The sequence below is a fragment of the Bacillus rhizoplanae genome (assembly GCF_917563915.1).
Taxonomy (GTDB): Bacteria; Bacillota; Bacilli; order Bacillales; family Bacillaceae_G; genus Bacillus_A; species Bacillus_A rhizoplanae.
Genome location: NZ_CAKJTI010000002.1, coordinates 58387 through 77591, shown reverse-complemented (window position 1 = coordinate 77591; position 19205 = coordinate 58387). Strand labels below are relative to the sequence as shown.

18 protein-coding genes are annotated in these 19205 nt (G+C 36.8%); 5 read left to right on the top strand and 13 right to left on the bottom strand.

Going from position 1 to position 19205, the window contains the following annotated elements; all coding sequences use genetic code 11:
- Nucleotides 1-64 precede the first annotated feature (64 nt).
- A complete protein-coding gene (locus tag LRP84_RS02480; RefSeq protein WP_230573630.1) occupies nucleotides 65-442 on the top strand; it encodes a hypothetical protein in 378 nt (125 codons plus the stop codon).
- A gap of 178 nt (nucleotides 443-620) precedes the next feature.
- Here LRP84_RS02480 and LRP84_RS02475 read toward each other — a convergent pair whose 3' ends face one another.
- The 5 genes from LRP84_RS02475 to trmB form a co-directional block, all read right to left on the bottom strand.
- Nucleotides 621-1832 carry an NAD(P)-dependent malic enzyme gene (locus LRP84_RS02475; protein ID WP_230573629.1) on the bottom strand — a complete coding sequence of 404 codons (1212 nt, stop codon included), beginning with the start codon at nucleotides 1830-1832 and terminating at the stop codon, nucleotides 621-623.
- A 66-nt stretch (nucleotides 1833-1898) separates the two neighbouring features.
- On the bottom strand, nucleotides 1899-3245 hold the full coding sequence (locus LRP84_RS02470) for a 2-hydroxycarboxylate transporter family protein (protein WP_230573628.1): 1347 nt from the start codon (nucleotides 3243-3245) through the stop codon (nucleotides 1899-1901).
- 188 nt (nucleotides 3246-3433) lie between these two features.
- Nucleotides 3434-3865 carry a YxeA family protein gene (locus LRP84_RS02465; protein ID WP_230573627.1) on the bottom strand — a complete coding sequence of 144 codons (432 nt, stop codon included), beginning with the start codon at nucleotides 3863-3865 and terminating at the stop codon, nucleotides 3434-3436.
- Nucleotides 3866-4408: 543 nt separating this feature from the next.
- Nucleotides 4409-5392: a S66 family peptidase gene (locus tag LRP84_RS02460; RefSeq protein WP_230573626.1), complete on the bottom strand. Its 984-nt coding sequence runs from the start codon at nucleotides 5390-5392 to the stop codon at nucleotides 4409-4411.
- Between the two features lie 507 nt (nucleotides 5393-5899).
- Nucleotides 5900-6553 (bottom strand): tRNA (guanosine(46)-N7)-methyltransferase TrmB, encoded by a 654-nt coding sequence (trmB, locus tag LRP84_RS02455; RefSeq protein WP_230573625.1) that lies wholly within the window; start codon nucleotides 6551-6553, stop codon nucleotides 5900-5902.
- Nucleotides 6554-6762: 209 nt separating this feature from the next.
- On the opposite strand from trmB, the gene LRP84_RS02450 reads away from it, so the two are divergent.
- Complete coding sequence (locus tag LRP84_RS02450; protein WP_098306736.1) at nucleotides 6763-7041, top strand: YtzH-like family protein; 279 nt, start codon at nucleotides 6763-6765, stop codon at nucleotides 7039-7041.
- Nucleotide 7042: 1 nt separating this feature from the next.
- Here LRP84_RS02450 and LRP84_RS02445 read toward each other — a convergent pair whose 3' ends face one another.
- The 4 genes from LRP84_RS02445 to pepV form a co-directional block, all read right to left on the bottom strand.
- On the bottom strand, nucleotides 7043-7840 hold the full coding sequence (locus tag LRP84_RS02445) for a phosphotransferase family protein (RefSeq protein ID WP_230573624.1): 798 nt from the start codon (nucleotides 7838-7840) through the stop codon (nucleotides 7043-7045).
- 166 nt (nucleotides 7841-8006) lie between these two features.
- Complete coding sequence (gene pulA / locus LRP84_RS02440) at nucleotides 8007-10148, bottom strand: type I pullulanase (protein ID WP_230573623.1); 2142 nt, start codon at nucleotides 10146-10148, stop codon at nucleotides 8007-8009.
- A gap of 67 nt (nucleotides 10149-10215) precedes the next feature.
- The gene (gene thpR, locus LRP84_RS02435) at nucleotides 10216-10770 is read right to left on the bottom strand and encodes an RNA 2',3'-cyclic phosphodiesterase (RefSeq protein WP_230573622.1); all 555 of its coding nucleotides are present in this window, start codon (nucleotides 10768-10770) and stop codon (nucleotides 10216-10218) included.
- Between the two features lie 152 nt (nucleotides 10771-10922).
- Nucleotides 10923-12329, bottom strand: coding sequence for a dipeptidase PepV (gene pepV, locus LRP84_RS02430; RefSeq protein ID WP_230573621.1), 1407 nt, complete (start codon nucleotides 12327-12329; stop codon nucleotides 10923-10925).
- Nucleotides 12330-12683: 354 nt separating this feature from the next.
- Between pepV and LRP84_RS02425 the strand changes: the two genes are divergently transcribed.
- Nucleotides 12684-12905 (top strand): DeoR family transcriptional regulator, encoded by a 222-nt coding sequence (locus LRP84_RS02425; protein ID WP_035436379.1) that lies wholly within the window; start codon nucleotides 12684-12686, stop codon nucleotides 12903-12905.
- 96 nt (nucleotides 12906-13001) lie between these two features.
- Here the strand turns inward: LRP84_RS02425 and LRP84_RS02420 are convergent, their stop codons facing one another.
- Nucleotides 13002-13739: a pseudouridine synthase gene (locus tag LRP84_RS02420; protein WP_230573620.1), complete on the bottom strand. Its 738-nt coding sequence runs from the start codon at nucleotides 13737-13739 to the stop codon at nucleotides 13002-13004.
- A 45-nt stretch (nucleotides 13740-13784) separates the two neighbouring features.
- Entirely contained in the window at nucleotides 13785-15440 is a 1656-nt protein-coding gene (locus LRP84_RS02415) for a putative polysaccharide biosynthesis protein (RefSeq protein ID WP_230573619.1), read from the bottom strand.
- Nucleotides 15441-15591: 151 nt separating this feature from the next.
- Here LRP84_RS02415 and LRP84_RS02410 point away from each other — a divergent pair, with 151 nt between their 5' ends.
- Nucleotides 15592-16857: a BaiN/RdsA family NAD(P)/FAD-dependent oxidoreductase gene (locus LRP84_RS02410; protein ID WP_230573618.1), complete on the top strand. Its 1266-nt coding sequence runs from the start codon at nucleotides 15592-15594 to the stop codon at nucleotides 16855-16857.
- 67 nt (nucleotides 16858-16924) lie between these two features.
- Entirely contained in the window at nucleotides 16925-18373 is a 1449-nt protein-coding gene (locus LRP84_RS02405) for an MDR family MFS transporter (RefSeq protein ID WP_230573617.1), read from the top strand.
- A gap of 338 nt (nucleotides 18374-18711) precedes the next feature.
- On the opposite strand, the gene LRP84_RS02400 is transcribed toward LRP84_RS02405, so the two are convergent.
- Both LRP84_RS02400 and LRP84_RS02395 read right to left on the bottom strand, forming a co-directional pair.
- On the bottom strand, nucleotides 18712-18894 hold the full coding sequence (locus tag LRP84_RS02400) for a sporulation protein Cse60 (RefSeq protein WP_020060291.1): 183 nt from the start codon (nucleotides 18892-18894) through the stop codon (nucleotides 18712-18714).
- 1 nt (nucleotide 18895) lies between these two features.
- Complete coding sequence (locus LRP84_RS02395; RefSeq protein ID WP_090918724.1) at nucleotides 18896-19132, bottom strand: DUF2553 family protein; 237 nt, start codon at nucleotides 19130-19132, stop codon at nucleotides 18896-18898.
- Between the last annotated feature and the right edge of the window lie 73 nt (nucleotides 19133-19205).

The window sequence follows — 19205 nt, the reverse complement described above, 5'->3', positions numbered from 1 at the left end:
ACTTGACATCATAGTGAATTATTTTTAAAATAGTGTAAAATTACACTCTAGGAGATTTGACACTATGAAGCAAAAAAACATGTATAGATTATCTCTCGTACAATTACTCGTTTTCGTACTTAACCTATTTATATTCTCCTCGACCATACGATTTTTACCTTGGTTTGTTGAAGATGCTGTAGGTTGGTTTGGGGTCCTTATTACTGCTCCCCTACTATTAATTATTGCTGTAATGATGATATATCTTCAGGAAAGTAAAGGGTATGTGATATCAAGAACGAAAAAAATCATTCCTTTTATTGCATCAATTTTTTCAATCTGTATCGTATTATTAAATATCACAGACTTATCTGTTATAACAGCTCTTATATTTAACTTGGGAATGATCATTATAACTGTTATATTTTTGTTACAAGATTTCTTCACACTTAATAAAAGTTAAGATTTTGAGTATAGATTCAAAAGAATGCGAATTAGAACACTCTATTTCCAAAGATTATACTAGTGGTGATTTTAAACAAACAAAAAAGATATCCATAAGTAGCAATGGATACCTATTTAATTTAACAAGCCAAAAGAACAACAAATTATAAAGTGAAACTTCCATTCAAAGTTTCATTTTATTGTTCTGTAGAATAGTTTGGCATCGTTGTAATTTGCGCCACTCCTGATTGAATAGCTGCTTTTGCTACCGCAGCTGCTACACTTGGTACAACTCTTTTATCCAGTGGATTTGGAATGACGTAATTTGCATTTCGTTCTTCATCCGTAATAATGTTAGCAATTCCGTACGCCGCAGCTAATTTCATTTCCTCTGTAACATCTGTTGCACGGACATCTAATGCACCGCGGAATATACCTGGAAATGCTAATACATTGTTCACTTGGTTCGGATAATCAGAGCGTCCTGTTCCAACAACAGCTGCTCCGGCCTCCAGCGCATCCTCTGGGAATATTTCCGGTACTGGATTCGCCATTGCAAACACAATTGGATTTTCATTCATTGTTTTTACAAGTTCCTTTGTTAATACGTTAGGAGCAGATACACCGATAAAAACGTCTGCACCATCAATCGCTTCTTTTAATGTTCCACGTACAAGTTCACGATTTGTTTCTTTCGCAATCTCGATTTGTGCCGGGTTCATCCATGACTCTCCTTCACAAACAACACCTTCTAAACTTACTAATGTCATATGCTGTGCGCCTGCTTTTAATAATAATTTACCAATTGCAATTCCTGCAGAACCAGCACCATTAATGACAATCTTTACTTCATTCATCGTTTTATTTACAACTTTTAACGCGTTAATAGCCGCAGCTAAAACAACAATTGCTGTTCCGTGCTGATCATCATGAAACACGGGAATATTCGTTTCTTCTTTTAAACGTTTTTCAATTTCAAAACAACGCGGTGCTGCGATATCTTCTAAATTAATCCCTGCAAATGTAGGTTCTAAATTTTTAACAATAGTTACGATTTCATCTACATCTGTCGTTCCAAGACAAAGCGGAAATGCATCGACATTCGCAAACTTTTTAAATAAAATACTTTTTCCTTCCATAACAGGCATAGCTGCTTTCGGTCCAATATCCCCTAATCCAAGCACTGCCGTTCCATCAGATATAACGGCAACCATATTACCGCGTGCAGTATAGTCGTAAGCTGTTTCTTCATCCGCAGCAATGGCCTTACAAGATTCAGCTACGCCTGGTGTATATGTCAAACTTAAATCATCTGCTGAATTCACTTCTACCTTGCTTGTAATCTCAATTTTTCCTACTAATTCTTTATGAAGTAATAACGAACGTTCCTTAATTTGACTCTCTAACATAGAAATAATCTCCTCCTAATTCGACAAGCTAGCTACGTCTTTCCATAGCTAGCTTGTCTGCATACATTACGAAAACATTTTTAATAAAATTGATGCTATTACAACCATCGCTGCTCCGCCTAAGCGCGTTGAAATTTGTGCAAACGGCATTAATTCCATACGGTTTGAAGCTGATAAAATCGCAACGTCTCCTGTTCCACCTAATCCGCTATGACATCCTGTTACAATCGCAGATTCAACTGGATACATCTTCATAATTTTTCCAACAAAATAACCAGAAGCTATCATTGTTACTACTACTGATGCACACACAACAACATATCCAACTGAAAGAACAGCTGCTACATCTTTTAACGGAATGTATAGCAATCCTAAACCAACCATTAATGGCCACGTTAAGCTTGTTGAAATAAATTTATATAAGTGATATGAACCTTGCTCCATTTTTGCTGGCATTAATTTAAAGTATTTTACAAGTGCTGCTGAAAAGATCATAATGATTGCCCCTGGAATACCAATAAATTTAGAAGCAAGTCCACCGAAAATAAAGAACGTACATGCAATTAATAAACCTGCTCCCATTAATGAGAAGTCAATTGGTTTTTCTGTATTTTGTTCTTTTAATAATTCATCTTGATTACCTGTTTTCACCAACATACCATTACCGCTAAGCTCTGGTTTTTTCTCGCCTAATCGCTTCATGTATCCAGCGCCTACAATCGCAAACATATTTCCGATAACCGCTGCTGGAATAAGCTGAGATACAAATGTTGCTGATGATTGATGTAAAATGTCACTGTAAGCTAGAGAAAGTGGTAAAATACCTTCTCCGATACCACCGCTCACAATTGGTACAATGATAAAGAAGAACGTTCTCTTCATTTCAAATCCAAATAATGATCCAACTAATAATCCAACTGCAATAGAAGCAATTGTTCCTACAACTAATGGAATAAACATACGAATAAACCCTTGTACTAACACTTTACGATTCATTCCTAAAACACTGCCGACTACTAAACAAGAAATATATAAATATAAAAAGTTCGATTTTTTCATTAACATATTCACAGCATTCATTGAAGCTGGGCTCATCCAATTAAAGAACACGAGTAACGAAGGAATAAATAATGAAAGAATTGCTGGTCCACCAATGTTTTTTAAAATTGGAATTCTCATTCCGATATCACCTAAGAAAATTCCCATAATCATAATTACTGCAAATCCACCAATCATATCAGCAGGCAACTTATTATATACAGATGCTCCGTAAATAACAGCCGCTAGCACGATATATAAAGGCAACGGTATAACACCAATTTTTATATTCATGATTTTTGAAACAAGTGATTCCTGTTTTGTTTCTACTTCACCTACAGGTGACACCGTTTCCATTTTTTTTTGAATCCCCATAGAGGCACCCCCTTATGTCGTTATTCACAATATTAAAACGCTTTCAATAATAAAAACAGATTTTGTAAGTTTTGTAATTGGTTTTGTAATTAAAAAAACGAGATTGGTAAAAAAACGCTATCCTTTTTATATTTCTACAAAAAGAATAGCGTTTTTTCTACATAAATATGGACTGCTTTTTTTATATATTATTTCACACCTAACTTTTCTTTTGCCTTCACAGGTAATTCATTCATTGTTACCTCTTCATAACTTTGAATTGATTTCGTTTTGTCATCATATTCACCCTCTACATATACACGAAGAAATGCATGTAATTTCAAATTTTTATTTGCAAAAAATTTAACAGTTACTTCCTTACCTTTATCATCATATGCTTTCAATGTATACCAATACAGCGTATACATTTCCCCATCTTCACCTTTCGTAGATTCTTCTTTTCCGTTCTCTGTGATTTGAACATAATATTCTTTTGTTCCCCATTTTTTAATATCTAGTACATCATTCTTTTCAGCAACAGCCAATACTACTACTGAAGATAGTAAAAATAATAAAACACATGTCATAATACCTACTACATATTTCTTCAAATCGTTCACGCCTTTTCCATGAATTTGCAATGTATTATCTTTTTGTATCGTAAAGGTTTTGTGCGTGATTTGTTATCGATTTACGTGACGTAAACATTACATTTCTGTAATGCTTGAATCTTTATCACAGATATTATCCAAAAACCCTAATTGTCGAATTAATAGGAAAATTGTCTATTTTCCGTTGCTTTATTTTATTTTTAGTGTTACACTTACAATCACAAAGAGAGAGTAACTAAAACCCTCTGTATTCCAAGAAGTATAAATATTCATTTTTTCGCTTGTTTAATCCATTTCCACTTGTTTGACATGTATGTGCATTTACCACTCTTTCTTTGCTGTCCTGTCATATCAAACCAAATACCTTAAACTTTTTGAGGTTATTTGGTTTGATATGTATTTTATCTATTATTTAACTAGATTATTAACACAAAGACTTGTATGTTTTTTCAATATCAAAAATCCCTTTAGATTTTTTCTGAAGGGATTTTTTTATGTCTCTTATAAGATTAAAATACACATATTTTTCGCTCTAGATAGGTATATAATTCCAATTGAAAATGCTATAAACAATCAAAAGCTCAAAATACGAACTGTTTTCTGCGTTGCATTTAATTCAATAGTTGCTCCAATTGGCATTGTTACAATAGGATGTGTATGGCAGCAATCAAAATCCGCTAAGATAGGTATATCAAGGTCCCCGATTACTTCGAGTAAAATGTCATATGGCGCTAACCCTGTTCCTTGATCGTCAAACTGTTCATGCTTTCCTAAGATTATGCCGCTAACCTTGTCGAACACACCATTTATTTTTAGGAAACTAAAATGCTTTTCAACGATCGCTGCTGTTTTTTTACAGTCTTCAATCATTAAAATATCCCCCTTATTAATAGCAGGCATATAAGGACTTCCCCATATACTTAACATTGTCGTTAAATTTCCAGCTATTAACCGACCTGTTGCTATACCTTCTTTTACACAAATCCATTCATTCGGATAACTTTTTTTTGGCCTATTTTGTGTCTGCCAATTTAATTGCTCATCTGTCCAAAAAGGATATACAGGATACTCATATGGAAGTGCTTCACTTTTTATTAGCACATCTTCAAATGATAAAAATGTGTCATTTACATACGGAGGAAATTCTCCCAATGAAGAAATCAAGGAAGGTCCATAAAATGTTTGAATACCTGTTTTAGCATAAATACCTAATAAAATTGCTGTAACATCTGAATATCCAACAAAAATTTTAGGGTGTTGTTTTATTGCTTCGTAATCTAAATAGGGAAGTAAAGAATTTGAATTGCTCCCTCCAACAGACGACATAATACACTTAATCGCTGGATTTCGAATGAGTTCATTCAACTCTTGAACACGATCCTTTATACTTCCAGATCGATACCCATCATGTTTTTCAGTAAGACTTCCATCAACTATACGAAATCCTTTACTTTCCATAAACTGTTTGGAGCGTTTGAATCTATTAGGCGATGTATATGTACCTGGCAGTGATGGTGAAAAAATACCTATTTGATCTCCTTTGTCTAACTGAAACAATCCTTTTCACTCCTATGTATTACATGTGATATCCACATTTAATATGACTTAATAATACTTTAGATGGTTCTGATGTAAAGTGAAACTTCCATCAGTGGGGTTTTTTTCATCCCCCACTGATGGTTAGTTGAACCAATCGGGCTTTAACGGGCATTTGCCCCCCACCTATCTTCCTCGCTTCTCTCTAAATCTTGAGGTAGGGGTCTTACTGCCCGTTAATGCGGGATCAATCTGTAAAAATGTCGAATTATAAAGAAAATTGTCTATTTTTTGTTGATTTATTTTATTTTTAATGATAAACTCATAATCATAAAGAAAGAGTAGAAAAAAACACCCTATAAGCTTTATATTTTTCTGAAAATTTAGTTTTTTAAACCGTTTCACTTTCATTGACATTCTTGTGCTTCTCTAACTCTTTCTTTTTTCCAAGAAGCTGTCACAAAGCTAGTACTTTGGGGCGGCTTCTTTATTTTATGCAGCTTCCCTAAAAAAGAAAAAACCTGCGCATTATTGCGCAGGTTCCGTACGATATTTTGCTTCAACGCGGTAAATACGATTTCCCTTGCTTGAGAATTTTGCTTCGTATTCCGTCATAATATTGCCTTCAAAATCACTGTTGTGAAGATCTAAGCTAATATACGGCAGCAGCATGCCATATTCCGCCATACTTGTAAGAGAGTATTCGAATAGAGCTTGGTTATCTGTTTTGAAGTGAATTTCTCCGCCCTTTACAAGTACTGTTTCATAGTTACGTAAAAACGCTTTATACGTTAAACGGCGTTTTTCATGACGATTCTTTGGCCATGGATCAGAGAAGTTTAAATAAACGCGATCAATTTCATTCTCCGCAAAAAATACTGTTAAATCTTCTGCGTCTTTATTAATTAATTTTAAATTCGGCACTGCTTCTTCAATTAGTTTATCAAGTGCATCTACAACCACACTTGTAAACTTCTCAATTCCAATATAGTTTACATCGGGATTTGCTTTTGCCATTTCGTACATGAAGCGACCACGTCCTGTTCCAACTTCAATATGAATTGGGTTGTCGTTACCAAACAACTCTTTCCATTTCCCGTTATGTTCTTCCGGATTTCCAATTACAAACTGCGAATATTCTTTCGTTCGGTCCATTGCATATGGTTTATGTCTTAAGCGCATAGTTCTCTCCCTCTCTGTATTTCAAGATGTGTATATCAAATAAAAAACCAAGTACGTACGAGCACTCGGTCCGTTTCTTTCTAGTATAAGATTTGCTATTTTGATGGAAACTACAAAGTGTATTACATACAACTTCCATCAGCTCTTCGCTGGCGGTGCATTACGCTCGTTTCATTGTTACGATAACAACTGAAAAGGATGTGTCAAAAATGCCACTTAATCATGAACATCAAATGGCAATCTTAAAAGACATCTTAGTCAATCATCAAAGTGATTGTTGTGGAACGGTTTCTGAGTGTGAACAATTAGAACGTCTCATTCAATCATTACTCGTAAATGACAGTGTGAGCAATGAGGTCAAAACGATGTTAAACGATGTATATTACTATAGTCAATCGGGTAAATTGTCTCCTGATTTAGACGGCCATATTTCTGGTCATCAAGAACAACTGTCACAATGGATTACAGGAATGGATAGTTTTTCTTAAATTATTCTGAAGCGAGTAGTTGTATTAAATATTGAAGCCAATATTCTGCTTCTACTTGCTTATTTTTTGCTGTGTACCATTGTACGAAAATCATACATTGCAGTGTAACATACCATTTCATACGGCTTAGCAAAGAATCAGTCAGTTCTAATCCATAATGCTCAAGCCACTCGTGCCATTCATCTCTTGGAATATACCAATGGAGTAGCATTCCAATATCAAGAGCTGGGTCTGCAATAACTGCTCCGTCCCAATCAATCAAGAACAATTCATCATCATCTGTTAATAACCAATTGTTATGATTCACATCGCAATGGCAAACAGCAAGATTATCAAATTCTACATGCTGAAGGGACTTTTGTAAATACTGAAGTCCTTTTTGAATGATTTCATTTTGCTTTACATCCTCTTGCAAAGTGAGAAGCACTTCTTCTAATATATCTTGCGCATGCAAGGGCTGTTTACCAAGCTTTTGAATCATATGCACCAGCGCTTCAGAAGAATGAATTTTTTTCAGCAATGCTGCAACTCGCTTAGATTTCATATCTTCTGGCTCTAACCTTTGTCCTGGCAGCCACTTTTGCGCCGAAATGACATCGCCATTTGTTAATCGCCTTGTCCAAAGTAGCTTCGGAACAATCCCTTCTGCTGACAATACCGCAAGAAAGGGCGATGAATTGCGCTTTAAAAATAGTTTATGTTGTTCATTGTGCGCAATGTAGGCATCTCCTGTCGCCCCTCCGGCTGGTATTACTTTCCACTCTTCTCCTAACAATTGTTCCAACCATTCCATGTTCATTACCCGTTAACAATTCCTTATCTTTTATAGTTATGAAAAGAAACAAACAAGCTGTTCACTCTTTTACTTTATTTTACAAAAACAATAATATATCTGGCAACTTATCTGAATAGCCACCTTTGTCAATTCTACATTTATTATATTCGCATCGTCAAGGGTCGATTTGTCACATTTTCGCCAATATATAGGTACTAATCGGAGCAATAACAAATGTATCTCCATCAAATGAAGAAATTGGACTCTCTGCTGCATTTTTATCATTTGCAAGTACATGCCATACACCGCTATTTGGCAATGAAACAGTTTGCTCTTCTATTCCGTTATGAAAGAACACAACAATTTCTTTCCACGTCCCAAACTGCTGCACATCCTGTAAGTAATACGCGATAACAGAAGGAACCGTATTTAAGAAGGACATATACCGCTTAATCAGCTCAGAAGACGCAAAACGAAATGCTCCGTGTGATTTTCGAATACGAATCATTCCTTTTATATAGGAAACATTTTCTTCTTCTCGCTCTTTTTGATCCCAGTCCATCTGATTGATGCAATCCGGGGCATTATAACTATTTTCATTTCCTTGTTTTGTACGGTAAAATTCTTGACCAGCATGTAAGAACGGAATACCTTGTGCTAATAATGTCATTGTCGTCGCGAGGCGGTGACGACGTTTTTGCAGTTGTTCCTCTTCTTTACTGCTGCTTGCAATCTTATCCCACATTGTCATGTTATCGTGACATTCTACATAATTAATGCTTTGCACAGGCTCTTGAAATAAACTAGACGACTTTAAATAAGGGATACTTCCTGTAAGTAAATATTGGATATGCTCTTTATTTGTTGTTTCACCAAGAGCGTAGCCGCTTTTTTGCACATCAAATGTACTTCCCTTGATTCCATCTCGAAATTGATCATTAAACTGAGCAATAGATGGTATTTGGATTGCATTTTGTAACGTTGCTTTCTTATCAGCAGCAAGCGGTGTTTGCAAATCCCATCCTTCACCTAGTAATACTACATGTTCTTTCACTGCATTTGTTTTTTCACGAATTTCGTTCATTGTATCAACATCTAAAATACCCATTAAGTCGAAACGAAATCCGTCCACATTGTATTCTGTTAACCAATATAATACCGAATCGACAATAAATTTACGGACCATATTACGCTCTGATGCAATATCATTTCCAACACCCGTCCCATTTGACGGCATCCCATTTTCATCGTGCCGAAAGTAATATCCTGGTACAAGCTTCTCAAAAGAAGATGTTTCTCTTTCATACATATGATTATAAACAACATCTATAATAACGCGTAGACCATTTCGATGAAGTGCTTGAATCATTTGTTTACATTCAACAATTCGGTTGTACGGATCAATCGGATTTGTTGCATAACTGCCATTTGGAACGTTGTAATATAACGGGTTATATCCCCAGTTATACGTTGTGAACGGCTGCTTCTCATCTACTCCAGCATAATGATGAATGGGCAATAGTTCGATATGTGTAACTCCTAATTCCTTTATATAAGAAAGAGCTGTGAACGTCCCATCTTTTCCTACTGTTCCTTCTTCCGTTAAACCGAGGTACTTTCCTTTATTGCTCGCACCGCTATCAGGATGAACCGTCATATCACGAATGTGTGCCTCATAAATAATGGCATCCGTCATAGAAGTCATTGGCGGTAACGGTTCATGGTCTTGTACATATGTTTTCGCAAGATTTACGACGATTCCATATGTGCCGTTTAAAGAAACTGATTTTGCATATGGATCAACTGCTTCTCTCCAAATAAGATTGATACAGACAAGAAATGTATATTGCGCACCATCCCAGTCTCCCGACAACTCATAGCACCAAACGCCTTTTTCTTGTCCATTCATTTCATAATCTGTATATACATCGTCGCTTTCATAAATACGAACTTTTGCTTTAGTGGCTGTCGGTGCCCACACTTTAAACTTCGTTTGTACCTTTGAATAAGAAGCTCCTAAATCGCTTCCCTCGTACATATATAACTCATCAAACTTCGCTGTTCTAATGACAGCACCCATCTGCAAATCTGTTTCTACACCGCGCTCATCATATATGATATAACACTGATTCAGTGTAATTGGTTCACTCACTTTACATTCATATTTTATTGCATGTGGAAGAGAGGTGATACGTTCGATCGAGAGCTCCCATTCATTTGCATCTTGTTTTAAATGGAAGATGCTACTCGTTCCGTACGCATGCGGAAGTAAAATTGTGATTTTATCCATTTCATCTAAATATGCTTCAAACGTACGCTGTATGTTTAACATATGTACTCACATCCTCCCAAGAGACATTCCATTTTCTATAGTATATTCAAAAAACCAGAAAACGTTTTCAAGCTTGTGTCTTCTGTAAAGATATTTCATGGATTGCCTCATACTTCGGTACCTGGTCTACATGAGTTTCGTATAAGGTTACTGTTTCGACTTCAAATGTACGCCGCGGTACTACTGAAAGCGGCTTCTCATCAAATTTTTCTTCACCTTTCCATTTACGAGCCATCGTAATGTGAGGGTGATATGGGCGTGTTTCTAATTGAAAACCATTCTGTTCACATATTGTATACACTTGTTTTTGTAAGTCAAACAAAGCCCTTTCTTCTTCCACTCCCACCCAAAAAACACGCGGCTGTTCTTTTCTTCCAAATGTATGACATCCTTGCAATGTAAGTGAAAAACGTGAAATTTTAGCTAGCTGCTGCAAGTCTTGTTTCAGTTTTTTAAGCTGCGCTTCCTCAGCACTTCCTAAAAACGAGAGTGTAATATGATAGTCCTCTTTATGCACCCAAGAACGAAACGGGGCGGTTTCTTCTATCGTTTCTTTCCACTCCGCCAGCACATTCTTTATCTCATTTGGTAATTTCACTGCAATAAAATAATGTCTCGCCATCTTTTCTAACTCCTTTGCCTGTTATTAAACTGTCTAACACAATACATCTCAACAGGACTTTTCACTATTATTAGTGTGAAACGTCTTCTTATTCTCCATACATACAAAAGAAGCCGCTCTCCTTGCAGAGAGCGGTTCATTTATTGTTGCTACTATTTCGCTAATTCATAAATAGCGTGTGCATAGATGGCTGTTGCTTTTAGTAAATCCTCAATTTCAATATACTCATCTTTTTGATGTGCTAATTCTTCTTTTCCTGGGAATAGAGGACCAAACGCAACACCAGCTTCCAATGAACGTGCATATGTACCGCCGCCGATTGCTAATAACTCTGCTTTTTCGCCTGTTTGCTCTTCGTATACACGCTGAAGTGTACGAATTAACACATGATTTTTATCTACGTGATGCGGACGAGAGTCTGACACAATTGTTATAGCAAAGTCCTGTGCACCCACATAATTCATTAATGTTTGCAGCGTTCCTTCTAAGTTTGTTGTAACTGGATAACGAATATTTAATCCAAGTTTACCGCCTTCTTCTTTCGTATATGAAAGAAGACCAACGTTTACTGTTAATGGTCCTGTAATCTCATCTGCATAAGCAATGCCAGCTTTTTTCCCAAGCGTATCATTTGTGAATGTTTCCGCCGCTAGGCTAGCAAATGCTGCGCCTTGCTCATCTAAAGAGATTGTCGTTAAGAAGTTTACAAGTGTTAATCCTGCATTTTCTCCTTGTTCAGGCGTAGAGCCGTGTGCAGAAATACCTTTTACTTGCAGTGTAACTGTATTTCCTTCTACAATTGCTTTTCCATTTTTCTTTGCTTCTTGCACATATTGTTCATACTGACTTGCAAGTTCTGCTGCTTTTTCGCTCGTTACAACAGCTTCTGCAAAATCAGGAACCATATTTAAACGGCGACCAGATGAAAATGATACTAATACATTCTCTCCTGCTGCGTGTTCTTTTTTATTTTGAACAACATATAAATCGCAAATTCCTTTTTCAGCATTAATAATCGGAAAATCTGCATCTGGTGCAAATCCCATCGTTGGCATTTCTTCATGTTTGAAGTAATGATCCACGCACTTCCAATTACTTTCTTCATCTGTTCCTAAAATCATCCGAACGCGTTTAGAAAGCGGCAATCCTAATTCTTTTACAATTTTCATTGCATAGTAAGCTGCCATTGTTGGCCCTTTATCATCAATTGCACCGCGTGCAAAAATTTTACCATCGCGAATATCCGCACTATATGCAGGAGTTGTCCAGCCGTCTCCTTCTGGTACAACATCAACATGACATAAAATACCAAGAAGTTCTTCTCCTTGTCCCATTTCTAAATGACCTGCATATCCTTCTAAATTTTTAGAAAGAAATCCGTCAACTTCTCCCTTATCTAGCATGAAAGATAATGCCTTTGCTACCCCTTCTCCAAATGGTGCGCCTTCTTTTGCCGTCTCTTCTTCCCATACACTTTTAATTTGTAAAAATTGCTGTACGTCTTGAATAAGAGCATCTTTTCGTTTCTCTACTTCTTGCATCCAATTTATATTTTTCATACCTTCACCTTCTTCTCTATTCTCTCTTTCATCATAGCAAACGATTTCTTATTATGCTAGCAAGGAAAGGGGCAATACCGAACAATTTAAATATTTCAGATAATTAAATTTAGTTTTTTCTTATTTTTTTCAAAGTTTTTTGCAGGAATTTGACGTTTTACGTAGAAATTTATAAGATAGTTGATAAAGAGAAACAGAATATCAACAACTTTCTTTCTACAAACTCTAGTATATGTTAAAATTTTGTAAAATTTGAGCAAGTTAGAGCATGATTTTTTTTCATATGGAGTACAATGGAAGTAAGGACCTTCTTTCCTGAATGGGTCAAAAAACTTGTAGAGGAGTGGTTTTTTGATAAAACCTACAACTACTCGTATGCTAACACGCATTAAATCTATCTATATGTACATTAATGAGAAAGGCACCGTAACGACGCAAGACCTTGTAGATGAGTTCGGGATCACACCGCGAACGATACAGCGCGATCTGAATGTGTTGCAATTTAATGAACTCGTGTATAGCCCTTGCCGCGGCAAGTGGACAACAACAGGAAAGAAAGTGAGAATGACCTCGTGACAAATATAACTTGATTTACAATATATATCCCCTTTCTATACAGAGAAAGGGGATTCTTTTTCGTTTTTGGAATCGGTCTTAGGGAAATATATTAAATCAATTATCTAAACCCTCTGTTTGAGAATGATATGACTTCAGCATTTCTACTTCTTCATCTGTTAACTCACGATATTGCCCAAGTTCTAATTCCTCATCTAATACTAAAGGCCCCATCTCTGTACGTTTTAAATACACAACCTTTTTTCCAACTGCTTCAAACATGCGCTTTACTTGATGAAACTTACCTTCTGTAATGACAAGTTCAATTTCAGACACATCATCGCTTTGTAAAATCGTAAGCGCTCCTGGCTTCGTCTCATATCCGTCATCTAAAATAACACCTTTTTTGAACGCAGCAATATCCTCTTCTGTAACTTTCCCAGCTACTCTCGCAAAATATTTTTTCGGCACGTGCTTTTTCGGAGAAAGTAATTGATGCGTTAGCTTTCCGTCATTCGTTAATAAAAGAAAACCTTCTGTATCAATATCAAGTCTTCCTACTGGAAATGGATCAAAAATAGCATCTTCTAGTTCTAATAAATCAACAACCGTTTCATGATTATCATCTTCTGTTGCAGAAATGACGCCTTGAGGTTTATGCATCATTAAATACACAAATTCTTTATACTCCACTACTTCACCGTGAATCATAACCTCTTGTTCTTCCACATTCACATGATATTTCGCATCTTTCACCGGTACGCCATCTATTTTTACGACGCCGTCCTTTAATAACTTCTTCACTTCTTTGCGGCTGCCATAGCCCATATTTGCTAATAATTTATCTAATCTCATCGTTTCACACCTTCTTGTTATACTCAGAAAAAGAGAGGCGTACGATTACGCCCCTTTCGTTTTCACTTTAATTTTCAATCTACTACCAAGTTTACGCTGAATCTTCTCTAAAAATTCACCGCCAAGTACTCGTTCGATTACGCCTGTACGAAGTGCTAAATAGCCATATACAGCCGCACCTCCCATTGCGCAAATACCTACTGTAACCAATGCCGCAAAACGGCTTGTCTCATATGGAAGCATAAACGAAAGAATCCATAATAATAGCTTTACAACAATCACCATCGCAGCTGTTAACACTGCAATTTGGAACGTTCGTTTATAAACAAGTTCAAATGAGAAATGGGCATGTTTTCGAATTTGTTTATTTGTATACCAAATGGATGCGAAGAACCCTACACCTGTTGCTACGACCGCACCTATTGTGCCAAAATAACGAATGAATAGTACATTACATAAGAATTTTAAAATAATTCCCATGCCAAGTGCAACGATTGCATGCCTTTGTTGATTAATTCCTTGCAAAATTGCCGCTGTTACTGTAAATAGTGCAAATAATAATGCGACTGGTGCATACCACATTAATATTTTTCCGCCGAGCGGATCAGCTTCATAAAATGCGGTATAAATTGGATACGCTAAAGTGGAAATTCCAATGACAGCTGGTAATGTTAAAAACATATTCACTTGAAACGTTTGTGTAATTTGCTGGTTTAAATAACGGAACTGTCCTTCTGTAAACGATTTTGTAATCGCTGGTACAAGCGTTAAACTAAACGCCGTTGCAAGCGATACTGGAATCATGATTAACTTATGTGTCCACATCGTAAAAATACCGAAAGCACGCTCTGCAATATCCCCTTGTCCAATTGCTTGCATAATTGAGTTAAATGTTAACGCATCAATTTGCTGATAAAGCGGGATCGTTAATCCAACTACAACGTAAGGAATCGCATAAGCAAACAGCTCTTTAAATAGGTCAAATGTACGAACTGTTGATTCTGGTACGGTTTGATTGATGATGTATTGATCTAAATGATGCTTTCTCTTCATCCAATACCAAATGAGCACAGCTAATGCCCCGACGGCGGAAACAAACGCTGCAAACGTCGCCACACCAACTGCGGTTGCAACCGAACCCTTCAATACTTTTATTACGATAAAACTACCTGCAAGTAAAAATACGATACGAATAATTTGTTCAATAATTTGCGACACTGTTGTAGGTCCCATTGATTGGTGACCTTGGAAGTAGCCGCGAATTAAACTCGCTGCTGGTACAACAATAAGCGCAAAGCTGACCAGACGAATAATCATTGTTACATCTTCTAAGCTGCTATGTAAACTCTGTTTCCCTAGCATTGCCTCAGCAAATAACGGCGCTGACATATACAATACGAAAAAGGAAAGAATTCCGCTCACAATCATCATAATCATACCTGAGCGAAACATTCTTCGGCTCGTTTTATAATCTCCAAGCGCATTATACTTCGAAACAAACTTCGAAACTGCAAGCGGCACTCCTGCCGTTGCGATACTTAAAAAGATTGTATATGGAATATATCCATATGTATACAGCGTCCCGCCTTCTGTGCCAACTAACGCATGAAACGGAAAGACATAGATCATACCGAGGAACTTTACTAAAAATGTCCCAAGTGTCACAATAAGCGTTCCACGTAAAAATTTTGAATCGGACATAAAAAATCCTCCTCCATTATTTAAAACGCTGAACTCAACTTTTGTATTGTACCACAATTTCTCATGTAAACAGTACCTTCCCTCATTTTTCTTTTCTATGAAAACGTGATATTCTTGAATGCAGCAAAATAAGAAAATGAGGTCGATTTATATGCATTATGATGTAATTGTTATCGGAGGAGGTCCTTCTGGATTAATGGCAGCAATCGGAGCTGCAGAAGAAGGTGCACGCGTTTTACTTCTTGATAAAGGCGATAAATTAGGAAGAAAACTTGCCATTTCTGGCGGAGGACGCTGCAACGTAACAAACCGTCTTCCGCTTGATGAAATTGTAAAACATATTCCTGGAAATGGTCGTTTTTTATATAGCGCCTTTTCTATTTTTAATAATGAAGATATTATTCAGTTTTTCGAAAATCTCGGCGTGAAATTAAAAGAGGAAGATCACGGCCGCATGTTCCCAGTATCCAATAAAGCACAGTCAGTAGTCGATGCTTTGTTAATACGCTTAAAGGAACTGCGCGTTACGATTCGTACCAATCTTCCTGTTAAAACAGTAGAGTATGAAAATGGGCAAACAAAAGCGGTTATTCTGCAAAATGGAGAAGTTCTTGAAACAAATCATGTTGTAATCGCTGTTGGGGGTAAATCTGTACCGCATACCGGCTCAACTGGTGATGGCTATGCTTGGGCTGAAAAAGTAGGGCATACAATTACAGAACTATTTCCAACTGAGGTACCAATCCTTTCTAACGAACCATTTATTCGTGACCGTACATTACAAGGCTTAGCACTGCGAGATGTAGAACTAAGCGTGTTAAATCCAAAAGGAAAAGCTGTTATCTCTCATAAAATGGACATGCTCTTTACTCATTTTGGCGTTTCTGGTCCCGCTGCCCTTCGCTGTAGTCAATTTGTTGTGAAAACGATGAAAAAATTCAAAACAAACAAAGTAACAATGAGCATTGATGCACTGCCAGATGAACATAGCGAACAACTCTTCCAGCGCATGATGAAGCAAATAAAAGAAGAGCCGAAGAAAGGATTAAAAAATGTACTGAAAGGTTATGTACCTGAACGTTATTTCTTATTCCTATTAGAAAAAAATGAAATTGACGGTAGTCAGCAATGCGGACAAATTTCTCATGAAAAAATCCGAGCTCTTGCCGCAGACTTCAAAGGATTTACTTTTACCGTAAATGGAACGCAGCCTCTTGAAAAAGCATTTGTAACGGGCGGCGGTGTGTCTGTCAAAGAAATTAATCCGAAAGAAATGTCATCAAAACTTATGAACGGCTTATATTTCTGCGGCGAAGTTCTTGATATTCATGGCTATACAGGCGGATATAATATTACTTCTGCACTCATTACAGGCCGAATTGCTGGAATGACTGCGGGTCAAAATGCTAACATGTAATAGTAAAAAATGTCGGATATTGTAAAATAACCGATATATCAGTATAAAGAAACAAAGGGGAAAACAGATGAGAAAAAAAGTAATGATATCTTTAATGTTAATGACGTTTCTTTCCGCTGTTGAAGGAACGATTGTTAGCACAGCTGTACCTCGCATTACAAGCGAACTGTCAGGTGTAGAACTTGTAAGCTGGGTATATGCGATTTATATGTTAGCAACCGCTGTATCAACACCGATTTACGGAAAGTTAGCAGACTTGTTTGGGCGTAAAAAAGTACTATTAATTGGTGCAACCATCTTTTTAATCGGCTCTACATTATGCGGCCTTGCAACGACAATGGAACAATTAATTCTTTTCCGTGCTCTGCAAGGGTTAGGTGCAGGAGCTGTCATGCCAATTACAATGACCATTATTGGTGACCTATACAGCGAAGCAAAAGACAGAGCAAAAGCACAAGGATGGATGAGTGCTGTTTGGGGTGTATCCGGTGTTATTGGACCGTTAGTTGGCGGTTTTTTAGTCGATTCACTATCTTGGCGTTATATCTTTTTCATAAACATTCCATTTGGAATCCTTGCTTGTGCGATGATCGCCATTTCTTATAAAGAATCCATCACGCCAGCAAAACAGCATATCGATTATCCAGGTGCTGTTATTTTCTCACTTAGTACAATTGCTTTACTTTATGCACTATTAACAGGAAGTCAGCATCAAAACTGGGGAGATATCACAATTATTGGTCTACTGCTATTTGCGATTGTCGCATTTATCATTTTCTTACTCGTAGAAAAAAAATCACCAGAACCATTAATTCCATTAGATCTTTTCTCAAATCGGACTGTATCCATTGTTAACGCATTAACGTTAATTGCTGGTGGTATGATTATTAGTATTACGATGTACCTCCCAATTTGGACCCAAGGCGTATTAGGAAAAAATGCAACAGAAGCCGGTTTGATTCTTATGCCAATTCCAGTCCTTTGGACAGTTGGGGCCATGCTATCTGGTAACTTAGTTGGCCGGTTACAAACAAAACAAATTATTTTACTTGGCGGGAGCATTTTATCCGTTTCTACATTCCTGTTGTTCACATTGTCTACTCACTCGCATCCAGCTCTCATTTACATCGCAATGGGTATGTTCGGTTTAGGAATGGGACTTGTGACACCAATCTATATGGTCACAATTCAAGCTTCTGTCCCTGCAAATAAACGCGGAACAGCGGTCGGTTTAAATACATTTATTAATACATTTAGCCAAACGCTAGGATCAGCTGTATTTGGAACGATCTTCAATATAATGATTCACAGTGCAGGTGAGGGAAATGTAAACTTAGTAACTTCGGAACACGGAAGTACTGCTACAGGATCGCAAGAAGTCTTGGCTTCTAGTGTTCATATTATCTTTAGCGGCACGTTTATATTAGCTGTTATTAGTTTACTTATTTCATGGTTCTTCTTAAAACAAAACCAAGAGGGTGCAGCAGTACCCAAGCAAAAGGCTGTAAATAAGTAAAATTTATATTAGAAAGGCTAGCGAAACGCTAGCCTTTTTTGTTTATCCCGCATTAACGGGCAATAAGACCCCCACCTCAAGATTGAGAGAGAAGCGAGGAAGATAGTTGGAGGATAACTGCCCGTAAAAGCCCGATTGGTGAGAGCTTTCCATCAGTGGGGGATGAAAAAACCCCCGCTGATGGAAGTTTCACTTTATTCTCAGAACCTATTCCTGTCGTGTGTTGTCGAACGGTCTTTATATCGTGTCGAATAGTCGATATATTGAAAAAAGCGCCGATATATTTAATAAACAACGAAAAAGAACGACTTCTCGTCGTCCTTTTTCGTTGTTTTTATTTAAGACCGATATACAACCATCGCTGAAAAACAATAAATTTGACTCTCTTCATCATTATTTGAAACTGATACTTGGTATTTAATATCTACAATTTGCTCTTCATCCATCTTCTTTAAAAAGACATTGATAGCCTCTTCTAAATCTTTTTCATGACTTTCATCAAATATCTTCACTCGAATCACATTAACACCATCCTAAGTCACAACCTTCTACTGCTGGACTGTTATCTCGGCGCGTATCAATGATACGATAAAACTTTCCATCTTCATATAAATAGCCATCTTCTAATACGTACTGCTTCTCTTCAGTATAGACATAAAATTTACCAATCATAAATTTATTAGAGTATAATTCCAAATAATCTGTCTTGAATTTCGCCACTACCTTGTCTGTAATATCAATTTTAATTGTGCGGCTCATCTCCCACCCCTCCTTTCGAAAAAGAACGGATTTGGTTTATTGTATTAAGAATTTTTTATTTTATGAATGAAAT